Origin of the sequence: Streptomyces sp. NPDC047886 (assembly GCF_043204435.1) — a bacterium.
In the GTDB taxonomy this organism is placed as follows: domain Bacteria; phylum Actinomycetota; class Actinomycetes; order Streptomycetales; family Streptomycetaceae; genus Streptomyces.
The window spans coordinates 90667-107095 of sequence record NZ_JBIDCF010000013.1 but is presented as its reverse complement, the minus strand read 5'-3'; the positions used below and the strand labels follow the sequence as shown (position 1 = coordinate 107095).

The 16429-nt window shown below is 73.0% G+C and carries 13 protein-coding genes; 11 read left to right on the top strand and 2 right to left on the bottom strand.

Going from position 1 to position 16429, the window contains the following annotated elements:
* Nucleotides 1-7 precede the first annotated feature (7 nt).
* The 5 genes from gmk (at nt 8) to ACGF5U_RS29725 (ending at nt 6280) form a co-directional block, all read left to right on the top strand.
* Nucleotides 8-622: a guanylate kinase gene (gmk, locus tag ACGF5U_RS29745; RefSeq protein WP_392717648.1), complete on the top strand. Its 615-nt coding sequence runs from the start codon at nt 8-10 to the stop codon at nt 620-622.
* 35 nt (nt 623-657) lie between these two features.
* Nucleotides 658-930, top strand: coding sequence for a DNA-directed RNA polymerase subunit omega (rpoZ, locus tag ACGF5U_RS29740; RefSeq protein WP_200421180.1), 273 nt, complete (start codon nt 658-660; stop codon nt 928-930).
* 137 nt (nt 931-1067) lie between these two features.
* Complete coding sequence (coaBC, locus tag ACGF5U_RS29735; protein WP_392717645.1) at nt 1068-2291, top strand: bifunctional phosphopantothenoylcysteine decarboxylase/phosphopantothenate--cysteine ligase CoaBC; 1224 nt, start codon at nt 1068-1070, stop codon at nt 2289-2291.
* Nucleotides 2292-2661: 370 nt separating this feature from the next.
* Entirely contained in the window at nt 2662-3885 is a 1224-nt protein-coding gene (gene metK / locus ACGF5U_RS29730) for a methionine adenosyltransferase (protein WP_392717643.1), read from the top strand.
* 247 nt (nt 3886-4132) lie between these two features.
* Nucleotides 4133-6280, top strand: a complete 2148-nt coding sequence (locus ACGF5U_RS29725) for a primosomal protein N' (protein WP_392717641.1) — start codon at nt 4133-4135, stop codon at nt 6278-6280.
* 117 nt (nt 6281-6397) lie between these two features.
* Here the strand turns inward: ACGF5U_RS29725 and ACGF5U_RS29720 are convergent, their stop codons facing one another.
* Nucleotides 6398-7114, bottom strand: coding sequence for a hypothetical protein (locus ACGF5U_RS29720; RefSeq protein WP_392717639.1), 717 nt, complete (start codon nt 7112-7114; stop codon nt 6398-6400).
* 451 nt (nt 7115-7565) lie between these two features.
* Here ACGF5U_RS29720 and fmt point away from each other — a divergent pair, with 451 nt between their 5' ends.
* From fmt to ACGF5U_RS29690, 6 genes are all read left to right on the top strand, one after another.
* Complete coding sequence (gene fmt, locus ACGF5U_RS29715) at nt 7566-8498, top strand: methionyl-tRNA formyltransferase (protein WP_392717637.1); 933 nt, start codon at nt 7566-7568, stop codon at nt 8496-8498.
* A gap of 298 nt (nt 8499-8796) precedes the next feature.
* Nucleotides 8797-10233 (top strand): RsmB/NOP family class I SAM-dependent RNA methyltransferase, encoded by a 1437-nt coding sequence (locus tag ACGF5U_RS29710; protein ID WP_392717635.1) that lies wholly within the window; start codon nt 8797-8799, stop codon nt 10231-10233.
* 215 nt (nt 10234-10448) lie between these two features.
* Nucleotides 10449-11132, top strand: a complete 684-nt coding sequence (gene rpe / locus ACGF5U_RS29705; RefSeq protein WP_392717633.1) for a ribulose-phosphate 3-epimerase — start codon at nt 10449-10451, stop codon at nt 11130-11132.
* Nucleotides 11133-11219: 87 nt separating this feature from the next.
* Nucleotides 11220-12266 (top strand): sugar-binding transcriptional regulator, encoded by a 1047-nt coding sequence (locus ACGF5U_RS29700; protein WP_392818942.1) that lies wholly within the window; start codon nt 11220-11222, stop codon nt 12264-12266.
* A gap of 177 nt (nt 12267-12443) precedes the next feature.
* Nucleotides 12444-13886, top strand: a complete 1443-nt coding sequence (locus ACGF5U_RS29695; protein ID WP_392717631.1) for a GuaB1 family IMP dehydrogenase-related protein — start codon at nt 12444-12446, stop codon at nt 13884-13886.
* A gap of 446 nt (nt 13887-14332) precedes the next feature.
* Entirely contained in the window at nt 14333-14866 is a 534-nt protein-coding gene (locus ACGF5U_RS29690) for an NUDIX hydrolase (protein WP_392717629.1), read from the top strand.
* On the opposite strand, the gene ACGF5U_RS29685 is transcribed toward ACGF5U_RS29690, so the two are convergent.
* Nucleotides 14844-16190, bottom strand: coding sequence for a hypothetical protein (locus ACGF5U_RS29685; RefSeq protein WP_392717627.1), 1347 nt, complete (start codon nt 16188-16190; stop codon nt 14844-14846). The two genes, ACGF5U_RS29690 and ACGF5U_RS29685, sit on opposite strands and share 23 nt — an antisense overlap.
* Nucleotides 16191-16429: the final 239 nt, after the last annotated feature.

The window sequence follows — 16429 nt, the reverse complement described above, 5'->3', positions numbered from 1 at the left end:
TCGCCCCATGGCTGCAACATCCCGGGGGACGACCCCCGAGCCCCCGGACGTACGTCCGCGACTGACCGTGCTCTCCGGCCCCTCAGGGGTCGGCAAGAGCACGGTCGTCGCCCATATGCGCAAGGTCCACCCGGAAGTCTGGCTGTCGGTGTCGGCGACGACCCGTAAGCCGCGCCCCGGCGAGCAGGACGGCGTGCAGTACCACTTCGTCACCGACGACGAGTTCGACAAGCTGATCGCCAACGGTGAGCTGCTGGAGTGGGCCGAGTTCGCGGGCAACCGCTACGGCACCCCGCGCCGCGCCGTCCTGGAGCGGCTCGACGCGGGCGAGCCCGTCCTCCTGGAGATCGACCTGCAGGGCGCCCGGCTGGTGCGCGAGTCGATGCCCGACGCGCGGCTGGTCTTCCTGGCCCCGCCGAGCTGGGACGAACTGGTCCGTCGGCTGACCGGTCGCGGCACCGAGTCGCCGGACGTCATCGAGCGCAGGCTCGCGGCGGCCAGGATCGAGCTCGCCGCCGAATCGGAGTTCGACGTCACGCTCGTCAACACCTCCGTCGAGGACGTCGCCCGTGAGCTGCTAGCCTTGCTGTGTTTCACTGGGGGAAGTTCGATTACCCCCTGATTTCGACCTCTGTCCAATTTTTCGGAAGGTAGAGCGTGTCCTCTTCCATCACCGCGCCCGAGGGCATCATCAACCCGCCGATCGACGAGCTGCTCGAGGCCACGGACTCGAAGTACAGCCTCGTGATCTACGCGGCCAAGCGCGCGCGTCAGATCAACGCGTACTACTCGCAGCTCGGTGAGGGCCTGCTGGAGTACGTCGGTCCGCTGGTGGACACCCACGTCCACGAGAAGCCGCTCTCGATCGCCCTGCGGGAGATCAACGCGGGCCTGCTGACCTCCGAGTCCGTAGAGGGCCCGGCGCAGTAGGCGCTCCTTCATCTCATCACCAGGCCCGGCGGGCGATCCGCCGGGCCTGTGGTGTGTCCTGGAAACCGTACGGAGAATCCGTACGCATCGGTCGGCGAACCGTCGAAGCGGGAGACGTAGTGGAAGCGGGAGACGCAGTGGACAAGCCCAAGCCGAAGGTCGTCCTCGGAGTGAGCGGCGGCATCGCCGCCTACAAGGCGTGCGAGCTGCTCCGGCGGCTGACCGAGTCGGGTCATGACGTACGGGTCGTCCCGACCGAGGCCGCGCTGCACTTCGTCGGCGCCGCCACCTGGTCCGCGCTCTCCGGCCACCCGGTGTCCACCGAGGTCTGGTCGGACGTCCACGAGGTGCCGCACGTACGCATCGGACAGCGGGCCGACCTCGTGGTGGTCGCCCCGGCCACCGCCGACATGCTCGCCAAGGCGGCCCACGGCCTCGCCGACGACCTGCTCACCAACACGCTGCTCACCGCCCGCTGCCCCGTCGTCTTCGCCCCGGCGATGCACACCGAGATGTGGGAGCACCCCGCCACCCGGGAGAACGTGGCCACGCTGCGCCGCCGGGGCGCGGTCGTCATCGAGCCGGCCGTCGGCCGCCTCACCGGAGTCGACACCGGCAAGGGGCGGCTGCCCGAGCCCGGCGAGATCTTCGAGGTGTGCCGCCTCGTCCTGAACCGGCACCGGTCGGCCCGGGGCGTCACCGGACCGGACCTCGCGGGGCGTCACGTCGTGGTCAGCGCGGGCGGCACGCGCGAGCCCCTGGACCCGGTGCGGTACCTGGGGAACCGTTCCTCCGGGAAGCAGGGGTACGCCCTGGCCCGGACGGCGGCGGCCCGGGGAGCCAGGGTCACCCTCGTCGAGGCCAACACCGGCATCCCCGACCCCGCGGGCGTCGACGTCGTCCACGTCGGTACGGCGGTCCAGCTGCGCGAAGCGGTCCTGAAGGCGGCCGCCGACGCGGACGCGGTGGTCATGGCGGCGGCCGTGGCGGACTTCCGGCCCGCCGCCTACGCCGAGGGCAAGATCAAGAAGAAGGAGGGCCAGGAGCCGGCACCCGTCGCCCTGGTCCGCAACCCCGACATCCTGGCCGAGATCTCCGCCGAGCGCGCCAGGCCCGGCCAGGTGGTCGTCGGCTTCGCCGCCGAGACCGACGACGTCCTCTCCAACGGCCGGGACAAGCTCCGCCGCAAGGGCTGCGACCTGCTCGTGGTGAACGAGGTGGGGGAGCGCAAGACGTTCGGCGCGGAGGAGAACGAGGCGGTGGTCCTCGCCGCCGACGGCACGGAGACCCCGGTCCCGTACGGCCCGAAGGAGGCCCTCGCCGACACCGTCTGGGACCTGGTGGCCCCCCGGCTCGCCTGACCGCCCCGGCCGGGTGCCGCCGGAGCCCGCCGATCGGGCGCCCGCCCGACCGCCCCGCCGGCCGTGGCGTGCCCACGCCGTCCGGGACCGCCGCACCGCCGTCGGCCTCCGTGGGGATGAATCTCTCATTCGCCCTAGTAGACGTAGGAAAACGGGAGGAAAGGGGCTGATGGGGGCGTTTTATGGAAGACCGGAAGGTGATCTTCGTACCGTGGGGAGGCGCACTGTGGCCGATCTGGCTCCCACCGTGCGAGACACCTGGTCCAATGCACGAGAGCGCCCGATAAACTGTCCTCGGAACGACGCGGGGCGCAGCCCCCTGCCGGTCCGTCATTGATCGCCAGCAGCCGCTGCAAACCCAGGGAGCGTTGTGTCCCGTCGTCTCTTCACCTCGGAGTCCGTGACCGAGGGTCACCCCGACAAGATCGCTGACCAGATCAGCGACACCATTCTCGACGCGCTGCTCCGGGAGGACCCCACCTCCCGCGTCGCCGTGGAGACGTTGATCACCACCGGTCTGGTGCACGTGGCCGGCGAGGTGACCACCAAGGCGTACGCCGACATCCCCACGCTGGTGCGCAACAAGATCCTGGAGATCGGTTACGACTCCTCGAAGAAGGGCTTCGACGGCGCGTCCTGCGGCGTCTCCGTCTCGATCGGCGCGCAGTCCCCGGACATCGCCCAGGGTGTCGACACGGCGTACGAGAAGCGGGTCGAAGGTGCCGCCGCGGGCGACGGCGGTGACGAGCTCGACAAGCAGGGCGCCGGCGACCAGGGCCTGATGTTCGGATACGCCTCCGACGAGACGCCCGAGCTGATGCCGCTGCCGATCCACCTGGCGCACCAGCTCTCGCGCCGCCTCACCGAGGTCCGCAAGAACGGCACCATCCCCTACCTGCGCCCCGACGGCAAGACCCAGGTCACCATCGAGTACGACGGCGACAAGGCCGTCCGCCTCGACACGGTCGTCGTCTCCTCGCAGCACGCCTCGGACATCGACCTGGAGTCGCTGCTCGCCCCGGACATCCGCGAGTTCGTCGTGGAGCACGTCCTCAAGCAGCTCCTGGACGACGGCATCAAGCTGGACACCGACGGCTACCGCCTCCTGGTCAACCCGACCGGCCGCTTCGAGATCGGCGGCCCCATGGGCGACGCCGGCCTCACCGGCCGCAAGATCATCATCGACACGTACGGCGGCATGGCCCGCCACGGCGGCGGCGCCTTCTCCGGCAAGGACCCGTCCAAGGTGGACCGCTCGGCCGCGTACGCGATGCGCTGGGTCGCCAAGAACGTCGTCGCCGCCGGCCTCGCCTCGCGCTGCGAGGTCCAGGTCGCCTACGCCATCGGCAAGGCCGAGCCCGTCGGCCTCTTCGTCGAGACCTTCGGCACCGCCAAGGTGGAGGTCGAGCGGATCGAGAACGCGATCGCCGAGGTCTTCGACCTCCGCCCGGCCGCGATCATCCGCGACCTCGACCTGCTGCGCCCGATCTACTCCCAGACCGCCGCGTACGGCCACTTCGGCCGCGAGCTGCCGGACTTCACCTGGGAGCGCACCGACCGCGTCGACGCCCTCCGCAAGGCGGCGGGGCTGTAAGCCCGCTCCGCTCACAGACGCCCCGGGAGTCCGGCACCGTACGCGGTGCCGGACTCCCGGCGCTCTGGAGGCGTGGCCGCCCGGACCGTTCGGCCCGGCTCGCCGACAGCCGGTCTCCGCGATCTCCCCGGCCGGCCCGGCCCGGGTGACGGACAGCGGCCAGGCCGTGTCATGACCGGCCACGCGGCCATCCAGGCGCATGGCGCCGACAGCGACGCTGTCAGTGCGGTCTGGTAGGCATAGGGCTGTGAGCAGCGCGAACGGAAACGACGAGGGCAGGCGGCCGGAACAGCCGCCCGAGCAGCTCGCGCTCATACGGGACGCGGTGCGCAAGGCCAAGGTGCCCCGGGCCAAGCCACGGACGTGGCGGGGAGCCGCGCTGGCGAAAGAGCTGCCCGTCGCGCGGGTCGTCGTGAACAAGGGCGTCCTCCACCTGGACCAGTTCTTCGACTACGCCGTGCCCGAGGAACTGGACGCCGTCGCGCGCCCGGGAGTGCGGGTCCGGGTGCGGTTCGGGGCGGGCGCGCACCAGGTGCGGGGCGGTCGCCGTGAGGGCGGGCGGCTCATCGACGGGTTCCTCGTGGAGCGGCGCGCCGAGTCCGACTACAGCGGGCCGCTCGCCGCGCTCGCCGACGTCGTGTCGCCCGAGCCGGTGCTCGGCCCCGAGCTGCTCGGGCTGGCGCGGGCCGTGGCCGACCGGTACGCGGGCAGCCTCGCGGACGTCCTGCAACTGGCCGTGCCGCCGCGCAGCGCCAAGGCCGAGGCCAAGCCGTCGCCCGCGCCGCTGCCCCCGCCCGCCGCGCCCGAGCCCGGCACCTGGGCGCGGTACGCGCGGGGCGAGGCGTTCATCGCCGCCCTGGCGCGCGGCGGTGCGCCGCGCGCCGTGTGGAACGCCCTGCCCGGACCCCACTGGGCGGAGGAGATCGCCCGGGCCGCGGCCGCCACGCTCGCCTCCGGGCGCGGCGCCCTCGTGGTGGTGCCCGACGGCCGGGCCGCCGCCCGCGTGGACGCGGCCCTGACAGGTGTCCTGGGCGATGGCCGGCACGCCGTGCTGACCGCCGAGGCCGGCCCCGAGAAGCGGTACGGGCAGTGGCTCGCCGTACGGCGGGGTGCCGTACGGGCGGTCGTCGGCACGCGCGCCGCCATGTTCGCGCCCGTACGCGACCTCGGGCTCGTCGCCATCTGGGACGACGGCGACAGCAGCCACAGCGAGCCCCACGCACCCCAGCCGCACGCCCGTGACGTACTGCTGCTGCGGGCCGCGCACCACAAGTGCGCCTTCCTCCTGGGCAGTACGAGCTGCACGGTCGAGGCGGCCCAGCTCGTGGAGAGCGGCTGGGCCCGGCCCCTGGCCGCCCCCCGCGAGCGGATCCGCGCCGCCGCCCCGCTCGTCCGGACCGTCGGCGACACGGAGGTGGCGCGCGACGAGGCCGCCCGCGCCGCCCGCCTGCCCTCACTGGCCTGGCAGACCGTACGGGACGGGCTGAAGCACGGGCCGGTGCTGGTACAGGTGCCCCGGCGCGGATACGTACCGCGCCTGGCTTGTGAGCGGTGCCGCACACCGGCGCGCTGCGCCCACTGCGCCGGCCCCCTGGAGGCCCCCGGACAGCGGGAGTTGAGGTGTGGATGGTGCGGCAGGGGCGCGCCCGACTGGCACTGCGCGGAGTGCGGCGGGACCCGGCTGCGCGCCCAGGTGGTCGGCGCGCGGCGCACGGCCGAGGAGCTCGGGCGGGCGTTCCCCGCGGTGCCCGTCCGCACCTCGGGACGCGATCACATCCTGGACACCGTGCCGGGCCGGCCCGCCCTGGTGGTGAGCACCCCCGGCGCCGAACCGGTCGCCGACGGCGGATACGCGGCCGCGCTGCTGCTGGACGGCTGGGCGATGCTGAACCGGCCCGACCTGCGGGCGGGGGAGGAGGCGCTGCGGCGCTGGATCGACGCGGCGTCCCTGGTGCGGGGGCAGGACGAGGGCGGCACCGTGGTCGTGGTCGCCGAGCCCACGCAGCGCCCGGTGCAGGCCCTGGTGCGCTGGGACCCGGTGGGCCACGCCCAGCGGGAGCTGGCCGAGCGGGCCGAGCTGGGGTTTCCGCCGGTGTCCCGGATGGCGTCGGTGGCCGGTCCGCCGGACGCCCTCGCCGCGTTCCTGGCGGCCGCCGAACTGCCGCGTGACGCCGAGGTGCTGGGCCCCGTGCCGGTACCGCCGCCCCCACCCGGCGGTCCTCGCCGCCCGGGTGACACTCCGCCGGGCGAGGTCTGGGAACGGGCGCTGCTACGGGTTCCGCCGGGCAGCGGGGCGGCGCTGGCTGCCGCGCTCAAGACGGCCCAGGCGTCGAAGCAGGCCCGGGGCACCACCACACCGGTCCGGATCCGCGTGGATCCCCCGGACATCGGCTGAACCGGGGCGGCCCCCACCCGGTCGGGCGACCGTGCGCGTCGACGCGCGTCGACGCCCACACGACGGCCGCCCCCGCCGACCGGGTGGGGCGGACGGCGGGGGCGGCGGGGTGGAAGGTCAGCCGTTGCGCGGGCCGGGGAAGGCGCTCGGGCGGACCTCCTCGCGGAGGCTCTGGTCCCGCAGACCCTGCTCGCGAAGGCCCTGCTCGCGGAGGCCCTGCTCGCGAAGATGGGGCTGCTCCCGCAGGCCCGCGTCCCGCAGGCCCGCGTCACGAAGAGCCTGGTCCCGGAGAGCCTGCTCCCGGAGGATCGGCTGGTCCCGCAGGGCCGCCTGGTCCCGCAGCGAGGCCGAACCCGCCGTCGGCTGCGGCGGCATCGAACGCGCCGCGGGCACCGACGGCAGCGGCGCCCCGACCGGCAGGGGGCGCGGCGCGGCCGCCGGCTCGGCGACCCGCTCCGCGTCGGCCGCGCCCGTCTGCTGAGCCGCCGCACGCCGGGAGCCGTACCTGCGGTGCACCGCCTGCTTGGTCACCCCCAGCGCCGACCCGACCGCGTCCCACGAGAAGCCCAGCGAGCGGTCGAAGTCCACCGCCGCGGTCACCAGGGTCTCGACGCTGTCCCGCAGCTCCTGGGCGAGCCGGACAGTGGGGGCCGGGGCCCTGCCGTAGACGACGAAGCCCGTCGACGGGCCGGAGCGCCGCGGGCGGTAGACATTGCCCAGCTGCGCCGTGAGCGTGCGCAGAGCGTCCACCTGCCGGCGGACCCGCTCGATGTCCCGCACCAGCAGGTGCAGGCTTGCCCGGGCTTGGGCGTCGTGGGTTGCGTGGTCGGCCATTTACAAGCCTCTCGAACCGGCGTTGAAAGGGGCGGGCCGTACCGGGGCGGCCCGTTTCGGTCAATCTCACTTGACCAACGCGCCACCCTCGTCCGGGGTCACGCTGCAGGGGCGTATCCGCATATGCGCAGGGCGCACGGGCATACGTACGCCCCCTGGGGTCCCGGACCCTAGGCCGTGTCCGGCGGATCATGCTTGGGCCGCGTGCCCTGGCACGCACGTCTGCGGCGTTGTCGTCGGTCGCCGATGCTCCGCAGCGGCTCCCTCCTCCGCCGTGCGTCCGCATCGCACCAGACCCCGCTCACCAGCGGGACAGCGCAACCGGCTCCCATGCCACCATGATCCGCCGGACACTCCCTAGACTGGTGCGCTGCCCACCCGGTCCCCGGGGGCGGCCCCGGACCCCGGCCGGACACCCGCGACCGAACCCGAACATGCGAGGTAATCCCGAGTGAAGCTGGTCTTCGCAGGCACCCCCGAGGTCGCCGTTCCCGCCCTGGACGCCCTGATCGCCTCGGACCGGCACGACGTGGCGGCCGTCGTCACCCGGCCCGACGCTCCCGCCGGACGCGGCCGACGGCTCGTCGCCAGCCCGGTCGCCGAGCGCGCGGCGGACGCCGGGATCGAGGTGCTGAAGCCGGCCAGGCCCCGGGACGAGGCGTTCCTCGCACGGCTGCGGGAGATCGCGCCCGACTGCTGCCCGGTCGTCGCCTACGGCGCGCTGCTGCCCAGGGCGGCCCTCGACATCCCCGCCCACGGCTGGGTCAACCTGCACTTCTCGCTGCTGCCCGCGTGGCGCGGCGCCGCACCCGTGCAGCACTCCCTGATGGCGGGGGACCAGGTGACCGGCGCGTCGACGTTCCAGATCGAGGAGGGTCTCGACTCCGGCCCGGTGTACGGCGTGATCACGGAGGAGATCCGGCCCACCGACACCAGCGGCGACCTGCTGACCCGCCTCGCCTTCGCGGGCTCCGGGCTGCTCGCCGCGACCATGGACGGCATCGAGGACGGCACCCTCAAGGCGGTGCCGCAGCCCGCCGACGGCGTCACCCTGGCGCCGAAGATCACCGTCGAGGACGCCCGTGTGGACTGGACGGCACCGGCCCTCCGCGTCGACCGCGTGGTACGCGGCTGCACGCCCGCGCCCGGCGCGTGGACCGTGTTCCGCGGCGAGCGGCTCAAGCTGATCCAGGCGGTCCCCGTCCCCGACCGCACGGACCTCGCCCCCGGCGAACCGGCCGTCGCCAAGAACAACGTGTACGTCGGTACGGGATCCCACGCCGTCGAACTGCTCTGGGTGCAGGCCCAGGGCAAGAAGCCGATGCGCGCCGCCGACTGGGCCCGCGGCGTCCGCGTCGCGCCCGGGGAGCGACTGGGCGCCTGAGCCCGGACGGCGCCCGGCGGCAGGGGCGGCGGTCGGTCGGCGGTTGAGGGGTGGTGCCTGCCCCGTCCTCGCGCCGTGGCGCACCACGGCCACGGCCAGCACCACGATCACGGCGAGGACCACGGCCACGGCCACCGCCAGGACCACGGCCACGGCGAGGACCACGGCCACGGCGAGGACCACGGCCGCGGCCGCGGCCGCGACAACGGGTGGCGGCGGACCTGCGGGCGGCGGCGGACCTGCGGGCGGGGCGACGTACCCTGGGAGGGTTCGACCCCCACCCCAAGCGGAGCACCTTTTGAGCGAGCAGGACCGTCGCCGTTCCCCCAAGCCGCATCGGCGCCCCAAGAAGGATCCCGTGCGGATCCTCGCCTTCGAGGTGCTGCGCGCCGTCGACGAGCGGGACGCGTACGCGAACCTCGTCCTGCCGCCGCTGCTGCGCAAGGCCCGGCAGAAGGACGGCTTCGAGGCCCGGGACGCCGCGCTCGCGACCGAGCTGGTGTACGGCACGCTGCGCCGCCAGGGCACGTACGACGCGATCATCGCGGCCTGCGTCGACCGGCCGCTGCGCGAGGTCGACCCGCCGGTCCTCGACGTCCTGTCGCTCGGCGCGCACCAGCTGCTGGGCACGCGCATCCCGCCGCACGCGGCGGTGTCCGCGACCGTCGAGCTGGCGCGGGTGGTGCTCGGCGACGGGCGGGCCAAGTTCGTCAACGCCGTCCTGCGCAAGATCACGCAGCATGACCTGGACGGCTGGCTGGAGCGGGTCGCCCCGCCGTACGACGAGGACCCCGAGGACCACCTGTCCGTGGTGCACTCGCACCCCCGCTGGGTCGTGTCCGCGCTCTGGGACGCGCTGGGCGGCGGCCGCGCGGGGATCGAGGACCTGCTGGAGGCCGACAACGAGCGGCCCGAGGTCACGCTCGTGGCGCGGCCCGGCCGGTCCACGCCGGACGAGCTGCTGGACGTCGTCGACGAGGACACCGCGCTGCCGGGCCGCTGGTCCCCGTACGCGGTGCGGCTCGCCGAAGGCGGCGAGCCGGGCGCCATCGAAGCGGTACGGGACGGTCGGGCCGGCGTCCAGGACGAGGGCAGCCAGCTCGTCGCGATCGCCCTGGCCGATGCCCCGCTCGACGGCCCCGACGAGCGCTGGCTCGACGGCTGCGCGGGCCCCGGCGGCAAGGCGGCCCTGCTCGGCGCCCTGGCCGCCGGCCGTGGCGCCGCCCTGCTCGCCGCCGAGAAGCAGCCGCACCGCGCCCGGCTGGTCGAGCGGGCGCTCGCCGGCAACCCGGGCCCGTACCAGGTGATCGCGGCCGACGGCACCCGCCCGCCGTGGCGCCCCGGCTCCTTCGACCGCGTCCTCGTCGACGTGCCCTGCTCGGGCCTCGGCGCCCTGCGCCGCCGCCCGGAGGCCCGCTGGCGCCGCCGCCCGGAGGACCTGGAGGGCTTCGCACCGCTGCAACGCGCTCTCCTGGTCGAGGCGTTGGCGGCGGTACGGATCGGCGGCGTCGTCGGGTACGCGACCTGCTCGCCGCACCTGGCCGAGACCCGCGTGGTGGTCGAGGACGTGCTCAAGGGGCGCGGCGGGCTCCCGGCGGTCGACGCCGAGTGGATCGACGCCAGGCCGCTGATGCCCGGCGTCCCCGCGCTCGGCGACGGCCCCGACGTACAGCTGTGGCCGCATCTGCACGGCACCGACGCGATGTACCTGGCGCTGCTGCGCCGTACCGGCTGAGCGGCTCACGCCCGCGCCGCGCGGCCGGGCGGGCCCCGACCGCGCCGTACCGGGCCCGCCGTGTGCGGTCCGGTCGGCCGGTGTTCCGGGAAATCAGGGCCCTTCGGCCCTCAACCCCGGAGTTTTGCCGGGAATGGGCGGAGTGTGCCGGGCCGCGCGACCGCTCGGCGGGGATCGGGGCGAGGAACGGCCACGGAGCATGGCAGGCTTGGCACATGGCCCAGATCAACCCCAGCATTCTGTCCGCCGACTTCGCGCGTCTCGCCGAGGAGGCGAAGGCGGTCGACGGCGCCGACTGGCTCCACGTCGATGTCATGGACAACCACTTCGTGCCCAACCTCACCCTGGGCGTGCCCGTGGTGGAGTCCCTCAGCCGGGCGACGGACACGCCGCTGGACTGCCATCTGATGATCCAGGACCCGGACCGCTGGGCCCCGCAGTACGTCGAGGCGGGCGCCGGGTCCGTCACCTTCCACGTCGAGGCCGCCGCCGCGCCGGTGCGGCTCGCCCGGGAGATCCGGGCCAAGGGCGCCCGCGCCTCCATGGCGCTGAAGCCCGCCACGCCGATCGAGCCGTTCGAGGACCTGCTTCCCGAGCTCGACATGCTGCTCATCATGACCGTGGAACCCGGCTTCGGCGGCCAAGCGTTCCTGGACATCATGCTGCCCAAGATCCGCCGTACCCGTGAGCTGATCTCCAAGCACGGTCTCGAGCTGTGGCTGCAGGTCGACGGCGGTGTCTCCGCGGCCACCATCGAGCGCTGCGCCGAGGCCGGCGCGGACGTGTTCGTCGCCGGTTCCGCGGTGTACGGGGCCGACGACCCGGCCGACGCGGTCCGCGCCCTGCGCGACCAGGCCACGCGGGCGACGGCCTCGGCCGCGTGGGCGTGCGGACACTGAGCCACCAGGGGGTCACCGGCAGATGAACGCAAACCAACAGGCCTGATCAAGGACCGCCGGATCTGCAAGGATGGCGATCCGGAGTGTGTGAACAGCAGTGAGGAGAACGCGGTGTCGTCAATGTCGGCGGGACGACCAGCCCTGCGGATGGGACCCGCGGAGCTGGTGCAGGCGGCGGCCATGGCCCGTCGCTTCTATCTCGAGGGCAAGTCGAAGATCCAGATCGCGGAGGAGTTCGGCGTCAGCCGCTTCAAGGTGGCCCGCGTCCTGGAGACCGCCCTGGAACGCGATCTCGTACGCATCGAGATCCGCGTACCCGCCGAGCTGGACGCGGAGCGCTCCGACGCCCTGCGCGCCCGCTACGGCCTGCGCCACGCCGTCGTCGTGGAATCGCCCGCCGAGGGCGAGGACGAGTCGCCCGACCCCGAGAACCTGGGCGAGGTCGCGGCCGACCTCCTCGGCGAGCTGGTGGCCGAGGGCGATGTCCTCGGACTGGCCTGGGGACGCTCCACCATCCACATGGCGGCCGCCCTCGACCGGCTCCCGCCGTGCACGGTCGTCCAGCTCACCGGCGTGTACGACGCCGGCACCGCCGAGCGTGGCTCGGTGGAGGCCGTCCGCCGGGCCGCCCAGGTCTCCGGCGGCGAGGCGCACCCCATCTACGCGCCCATGCTGCTGCCCGACCCGGCCACCGCCGCCGCGCTGCGCAACCAGACCGGTATCGCCCGCGCCTTCGAGTACTTCGACAAGGTCACGGTCGCCGCCGTGTCCATCGGCTCCTGGGAGCCGGGCATCTCCACCGTCCACGACATGCTCACGGACGAGGAGCGCGCCCACTACGCCTCCCTCGGCGTCGCCGCCGAGATGTCGGCGCACCTCTTCGACGCGGCGGGCCGCCGGGTCGGCCGGGACCTGGGGGAGCGGTGCATCACCGTCGAGGCCGACCGGCTGCGGCGCATCCCCGAGGTCGTGGCCATCGCGGGCGGCCACCGCAAGGCCGCCGCCATCGGCGCCGTGCTCCGCTCCGGCCTGGTCACCAGCCTGGTGACGGACACCGCGGCCGCGGACTTCCTGCTCACCGAGTCGGAGCCCGGCCCGAGGCCCGCGCTGGAGCGCTTCGACCCCGACAACTGAACGCGGACCCTGGCGGGCCGCCGAGCGGCTTGGAGGAACCTCCCAGGTCACCCGCTGTGACCTGGAGGTTTCGCCCGGGGTTCGAACGGCCGCACCCATGGGAGAATGAAGTACGTGCGTTTTCCCCCCGGCTGAGATGCCCGGGGGCCAACTCCGAACGACTGGGATGTTCTGCACGTGCGTTTCCTCAATGACCTGAAGCCGCCGTACGACCTGACGTACGACGATGTGTTCATGGTGCCTAGCCGCTCGGCCGTGGGCTCCCGCCAGGGCGTGGACCTCTCCGCCCCCGACGGCAGCGGCACCACCATCCCGCTGGTCGTCGCCAACATGACGGCGATCGCAGGCCGCCGCATGGCCGAGACCGTCGCCCGCCGAGGCGGGCTCGTCGTCATCCCCCAGGACATTCCGATCGACGTCGTCACCGACGTCATCTCCTGGGTCAAGAGCCGCCACCACGTGCTCGACACCCCGATCGTGCTCGACCCCCACCAGACCGTCGCCGACGCGCTGTCCCTGCTCCCGAAGCGGGCGCACAACGCGGGTGTCGTCGTGGACGCCGACCAGCGGCCCGTCGGTGTCGTCACCGACCGGGACCTGACCGGCGTCGACCGCTTCACACAGCTGTCCGAGGTCATGTCCAAGGACCTGCTGCTGCTCGACGCGGACATCGACCCGCGCGAGGCGTTCAACACCCTCGATCACCACAACCGGCGCTACGCCCCCGCCGTCGACGCCGACGGCCGTCTCGCCGGCATCCTGACCCGCAAGGGCGCACTCCGCGCGACCCTGTACACCCCGGCCGTCGACGACCGGGGCCGGCTGCGTATCGCCGCCGCCGTCGGTATCAACGGCGACGTGGCGGGCAAGGCCAAGCAGCTGCTCGACGCCGGCGTCGACACCATCGTCGTGGACACCGCCCACGGCCACCAGGAGTCGATGATCTCGGCGATCAAGGCCGTCCGGGGCCTGGACCCGCAGGTGCCGATCGTGGCCGGCAACATCGTCGCCGCCGAGGGAGTCCGCGACCTCATCGACGCCGGCGCGGACATCATCAAGGTCGGTGTGGGACCGGGCGCCATGTGCACCACCCGCATGATGACCGGCGTGGGCCGCCCGCAGTTCTCCGCCGTCCTGGAGTGCGCAGCCGAGGCGAAGAAGTACGGCAAGCACGTGTGGGCCGACGGCGGTGTCCGCCACCCGCGCGACGTCGCCATGGCGCTCGCCGCCGGTGCGTCCAACGTGATGATCGGCTCCTGGTTCGCCGGTACGTACGAGTCGCCGGGAGACCTGCAGCAGGACGCCGACGGGCGCCTTTACAAGGAGTCGTTCGGCATGGCGTCGGCGCGTGCCGTCCGCAACCGCACGAGCGAGGAGTCCGCGTACGACCGGGCCCGCAAGGCGCTCTTCGAGGAGGGCATCTCCACCTCGCGGATGTTCCTCGACCCGACCCGCCCGGGCGTCGAGGACCTGATCGACTCGATCATCGCGGGCGTCCGCTCCTCGTGCACCTACGCCGGCGCGGGCTCCCTGGAGGAGTTCGCGGAGAAGGCCGTCGTCGGTGTCCAGAGCGCCGCCGGCTACGCCGAGGGCAAGCCCCTGCACGCCAGCTGGAGCTGATCCCCCCCGCGACGCCGGTCCCGACCGCGGCCCCGTAGGCGACGCCGGTCCCGACCAGGACCCCCGCCGACGCCGGTCCCGACTCAGGTCCCCCGCGTACGACCCCCGAGGCCCGGCCCCGCAGCACCCGGAGCCGCCCCCGCCGCCACGCGGGGGCGGCTTCCGCGTGTTCGTCACGAGGGTGCTGCGGGCAGCCGCCTTTTCCGCCTTGGCCGCCCTTTCCTGCTCGACTTCGGCGACAGCTTCGCGCTCAGAGGCCGTTGCATGTGGTGACGGCACCCCTGGCCGATCGCCTGCGGCCGGCGACGAGGGTCCCCTTCGCAGAACGCAGGAGGCCCAACGTGTATTCGTCACTCTGACGTGAATCCTGGTCGAACCACGTCCCTGTCGGCCCTGGCTAGCCGCTGCTCTGCGATGCTGGAGGCCGATCGAGAGGGGCCGCAGCGATGCAGTGGAAGATCCACGGGGAACGTCCGATCTACGAGAACAGCTGGGTGAACCTGTGGCTCACCGACGTCGAGACGCCGGACGGGCACCGCTGGGAGCACCACGTCGTCAAGCTTCGGCACCTGGCCGTGGCCGCCGTCGTCAATGAGCGCCGCGAGGTTCTGATGATGTGGCGGCATCGCTTCATCACGGACGCCTGGGCGTGGGAGCTGCCCATGGGTCTGGTCGAGGAGGGCGAGACACCGGCCGAGGCGGCGGCCCGTGAGGTGCTAGAGGAAACCGGCTGGCGCCCCGGTCCGATCAAGCCGCTGATCTACGCCGAGCCGGCCAATGGCATCACCGACTCACAGCACCACGTCTTCCGGGCGGACGGGGCGACGTACGAGGGACCGCCGACCGAGAAAAACGAGTCGGACCGGATCGAATGGATCCCGCTGGCCGACGTCCGGGGCATGATCGACCGGCGAGAGATCGTCAGCAGCGGCTCCCTCGTCGGGCTGCTCTACGTGCTCATGGATGAGGCGATCCGCTGATCTGCCGGGGCAGCACTTCCCTGAGCCGGGACTCGAACGCCGCTGCGGCCGGTTCGCGGCGGAAGGGCTCCAGCTGCTCGTAGAACTCCCGGAGGTGGCCGGCGACCCGTTGCGAGCTGACGGCCGCCGCCGGGGCCAGGGCGTCCATGGCCGTGTGGCACGCCTCGTCGAGTTTGCCGCGCTGGAGCTGGGTGCGGGCGAGCCAGAAGGCGTGGAAGGCGCGGCCTCGGTGGTTCGACTGGTGTTCTCGGCGGAGAGCGTCCGCGATGAGGGGTTCGGCGAGGGCGGCTTCACCCAGGCGGCCGTGTGCGATGCCGGTGTCCACGATCAGCTTTGGCTCGTCGAAGTAGGCGACCCAGGCCGGGTCCGGATCACCTGTGCTGATCCGCCCGAACTGGGTGTGGGCTTCCGAGATCGCGGTGTGAGTCGCGCCGTGGTTACCAAGGGTGGCGTGGGCGAAGGCTTCGCGCATCGCAAGCATGGCCAGCACGCGCGGTGTCGTCCCCGCAGCCGCTCGGGCTTGGTCCTGGGCGGCCGTAACGAGTGCGAGGGCGTCACCAGGCTTGTCCTGGTAGGTGGCCTGGAGGCTCATGCAGGCGAGGACGTTGGCCATGAACTGGCGGTCGTCGATGGCCTTGGCCAGACCGAGGGATTCGGTGAAGTAGGCGCGTGCCTGGTTGTACTGGCGGGCGTCGAAGTAGGTCCATCCGGTGAGCCGGGCCAGCTCGGCCGCGATGCTGTGCAGGCCGTCCCGCAGAGGATCCGGACGCTGCTCCTTGAGGAGATCGACGACGTAGCGGAGCTGGCCGACGACCGCTGGCCGTAAGGTCTCGCCACCGTGCTCGTCGTCCCGGCGCCAGTAGTCCGCGATCGACGAATGCAGCGCGTCCAGCGTCGAGGCGCTGAGATCCCGCTCGGCCGCCAGGGCGAGGATGCTGTCGACGTCCGTCCCCGGTAGTCCGGCGGCCAGTGGTTCGACGGCTGAGGTCGGCACCTCGGCCGGTTCGCGGGGCATGACCGTCAGGCTGGGCGGCGTCTCCCAGGAGCGTCGGGCAAGTCCGAGCATGTGTCCGGGGATGCGCAGCCCATCAGAGATCCGTTCGATCACGTCCATGTGCAGCAGCTGTCGCCGTCCGGCGATTACCTCGCCCACGCGGCTCGGGGTCAGGTCGCAGCGGCGCGCGATCATCGACGGATAGATGCCTGCTCGTGCCTTGACCAGCTGAAAGATGCGGCCGAAGTCTCTGGCCTGGCATGCCTCGATCATCACTGGGTCCGTGAGCAGGCTGACCGGGAGTTCCTTCGAGCGAGATGGCTCGGGCATCGGCACGCTCCGGCATGAGGACTACGGATCGCTGCACTTGGTCAACCGAGGGTGATGTTACCCAAGTTGGGTAATCCGCTTGGCCTTTCTGGCCGGTCCCGCGGATCGCGATGCTCCTGGCCATGGCGAACGGACAGGACGACGTACGGATGACGTTGCGGGTCTCCCGCGACTCGGGCCAGACGTGGGGGCCTCTCACGGAGGTACGCGTGGGCGAGGACCCGGTGGTCCCGGAGAAC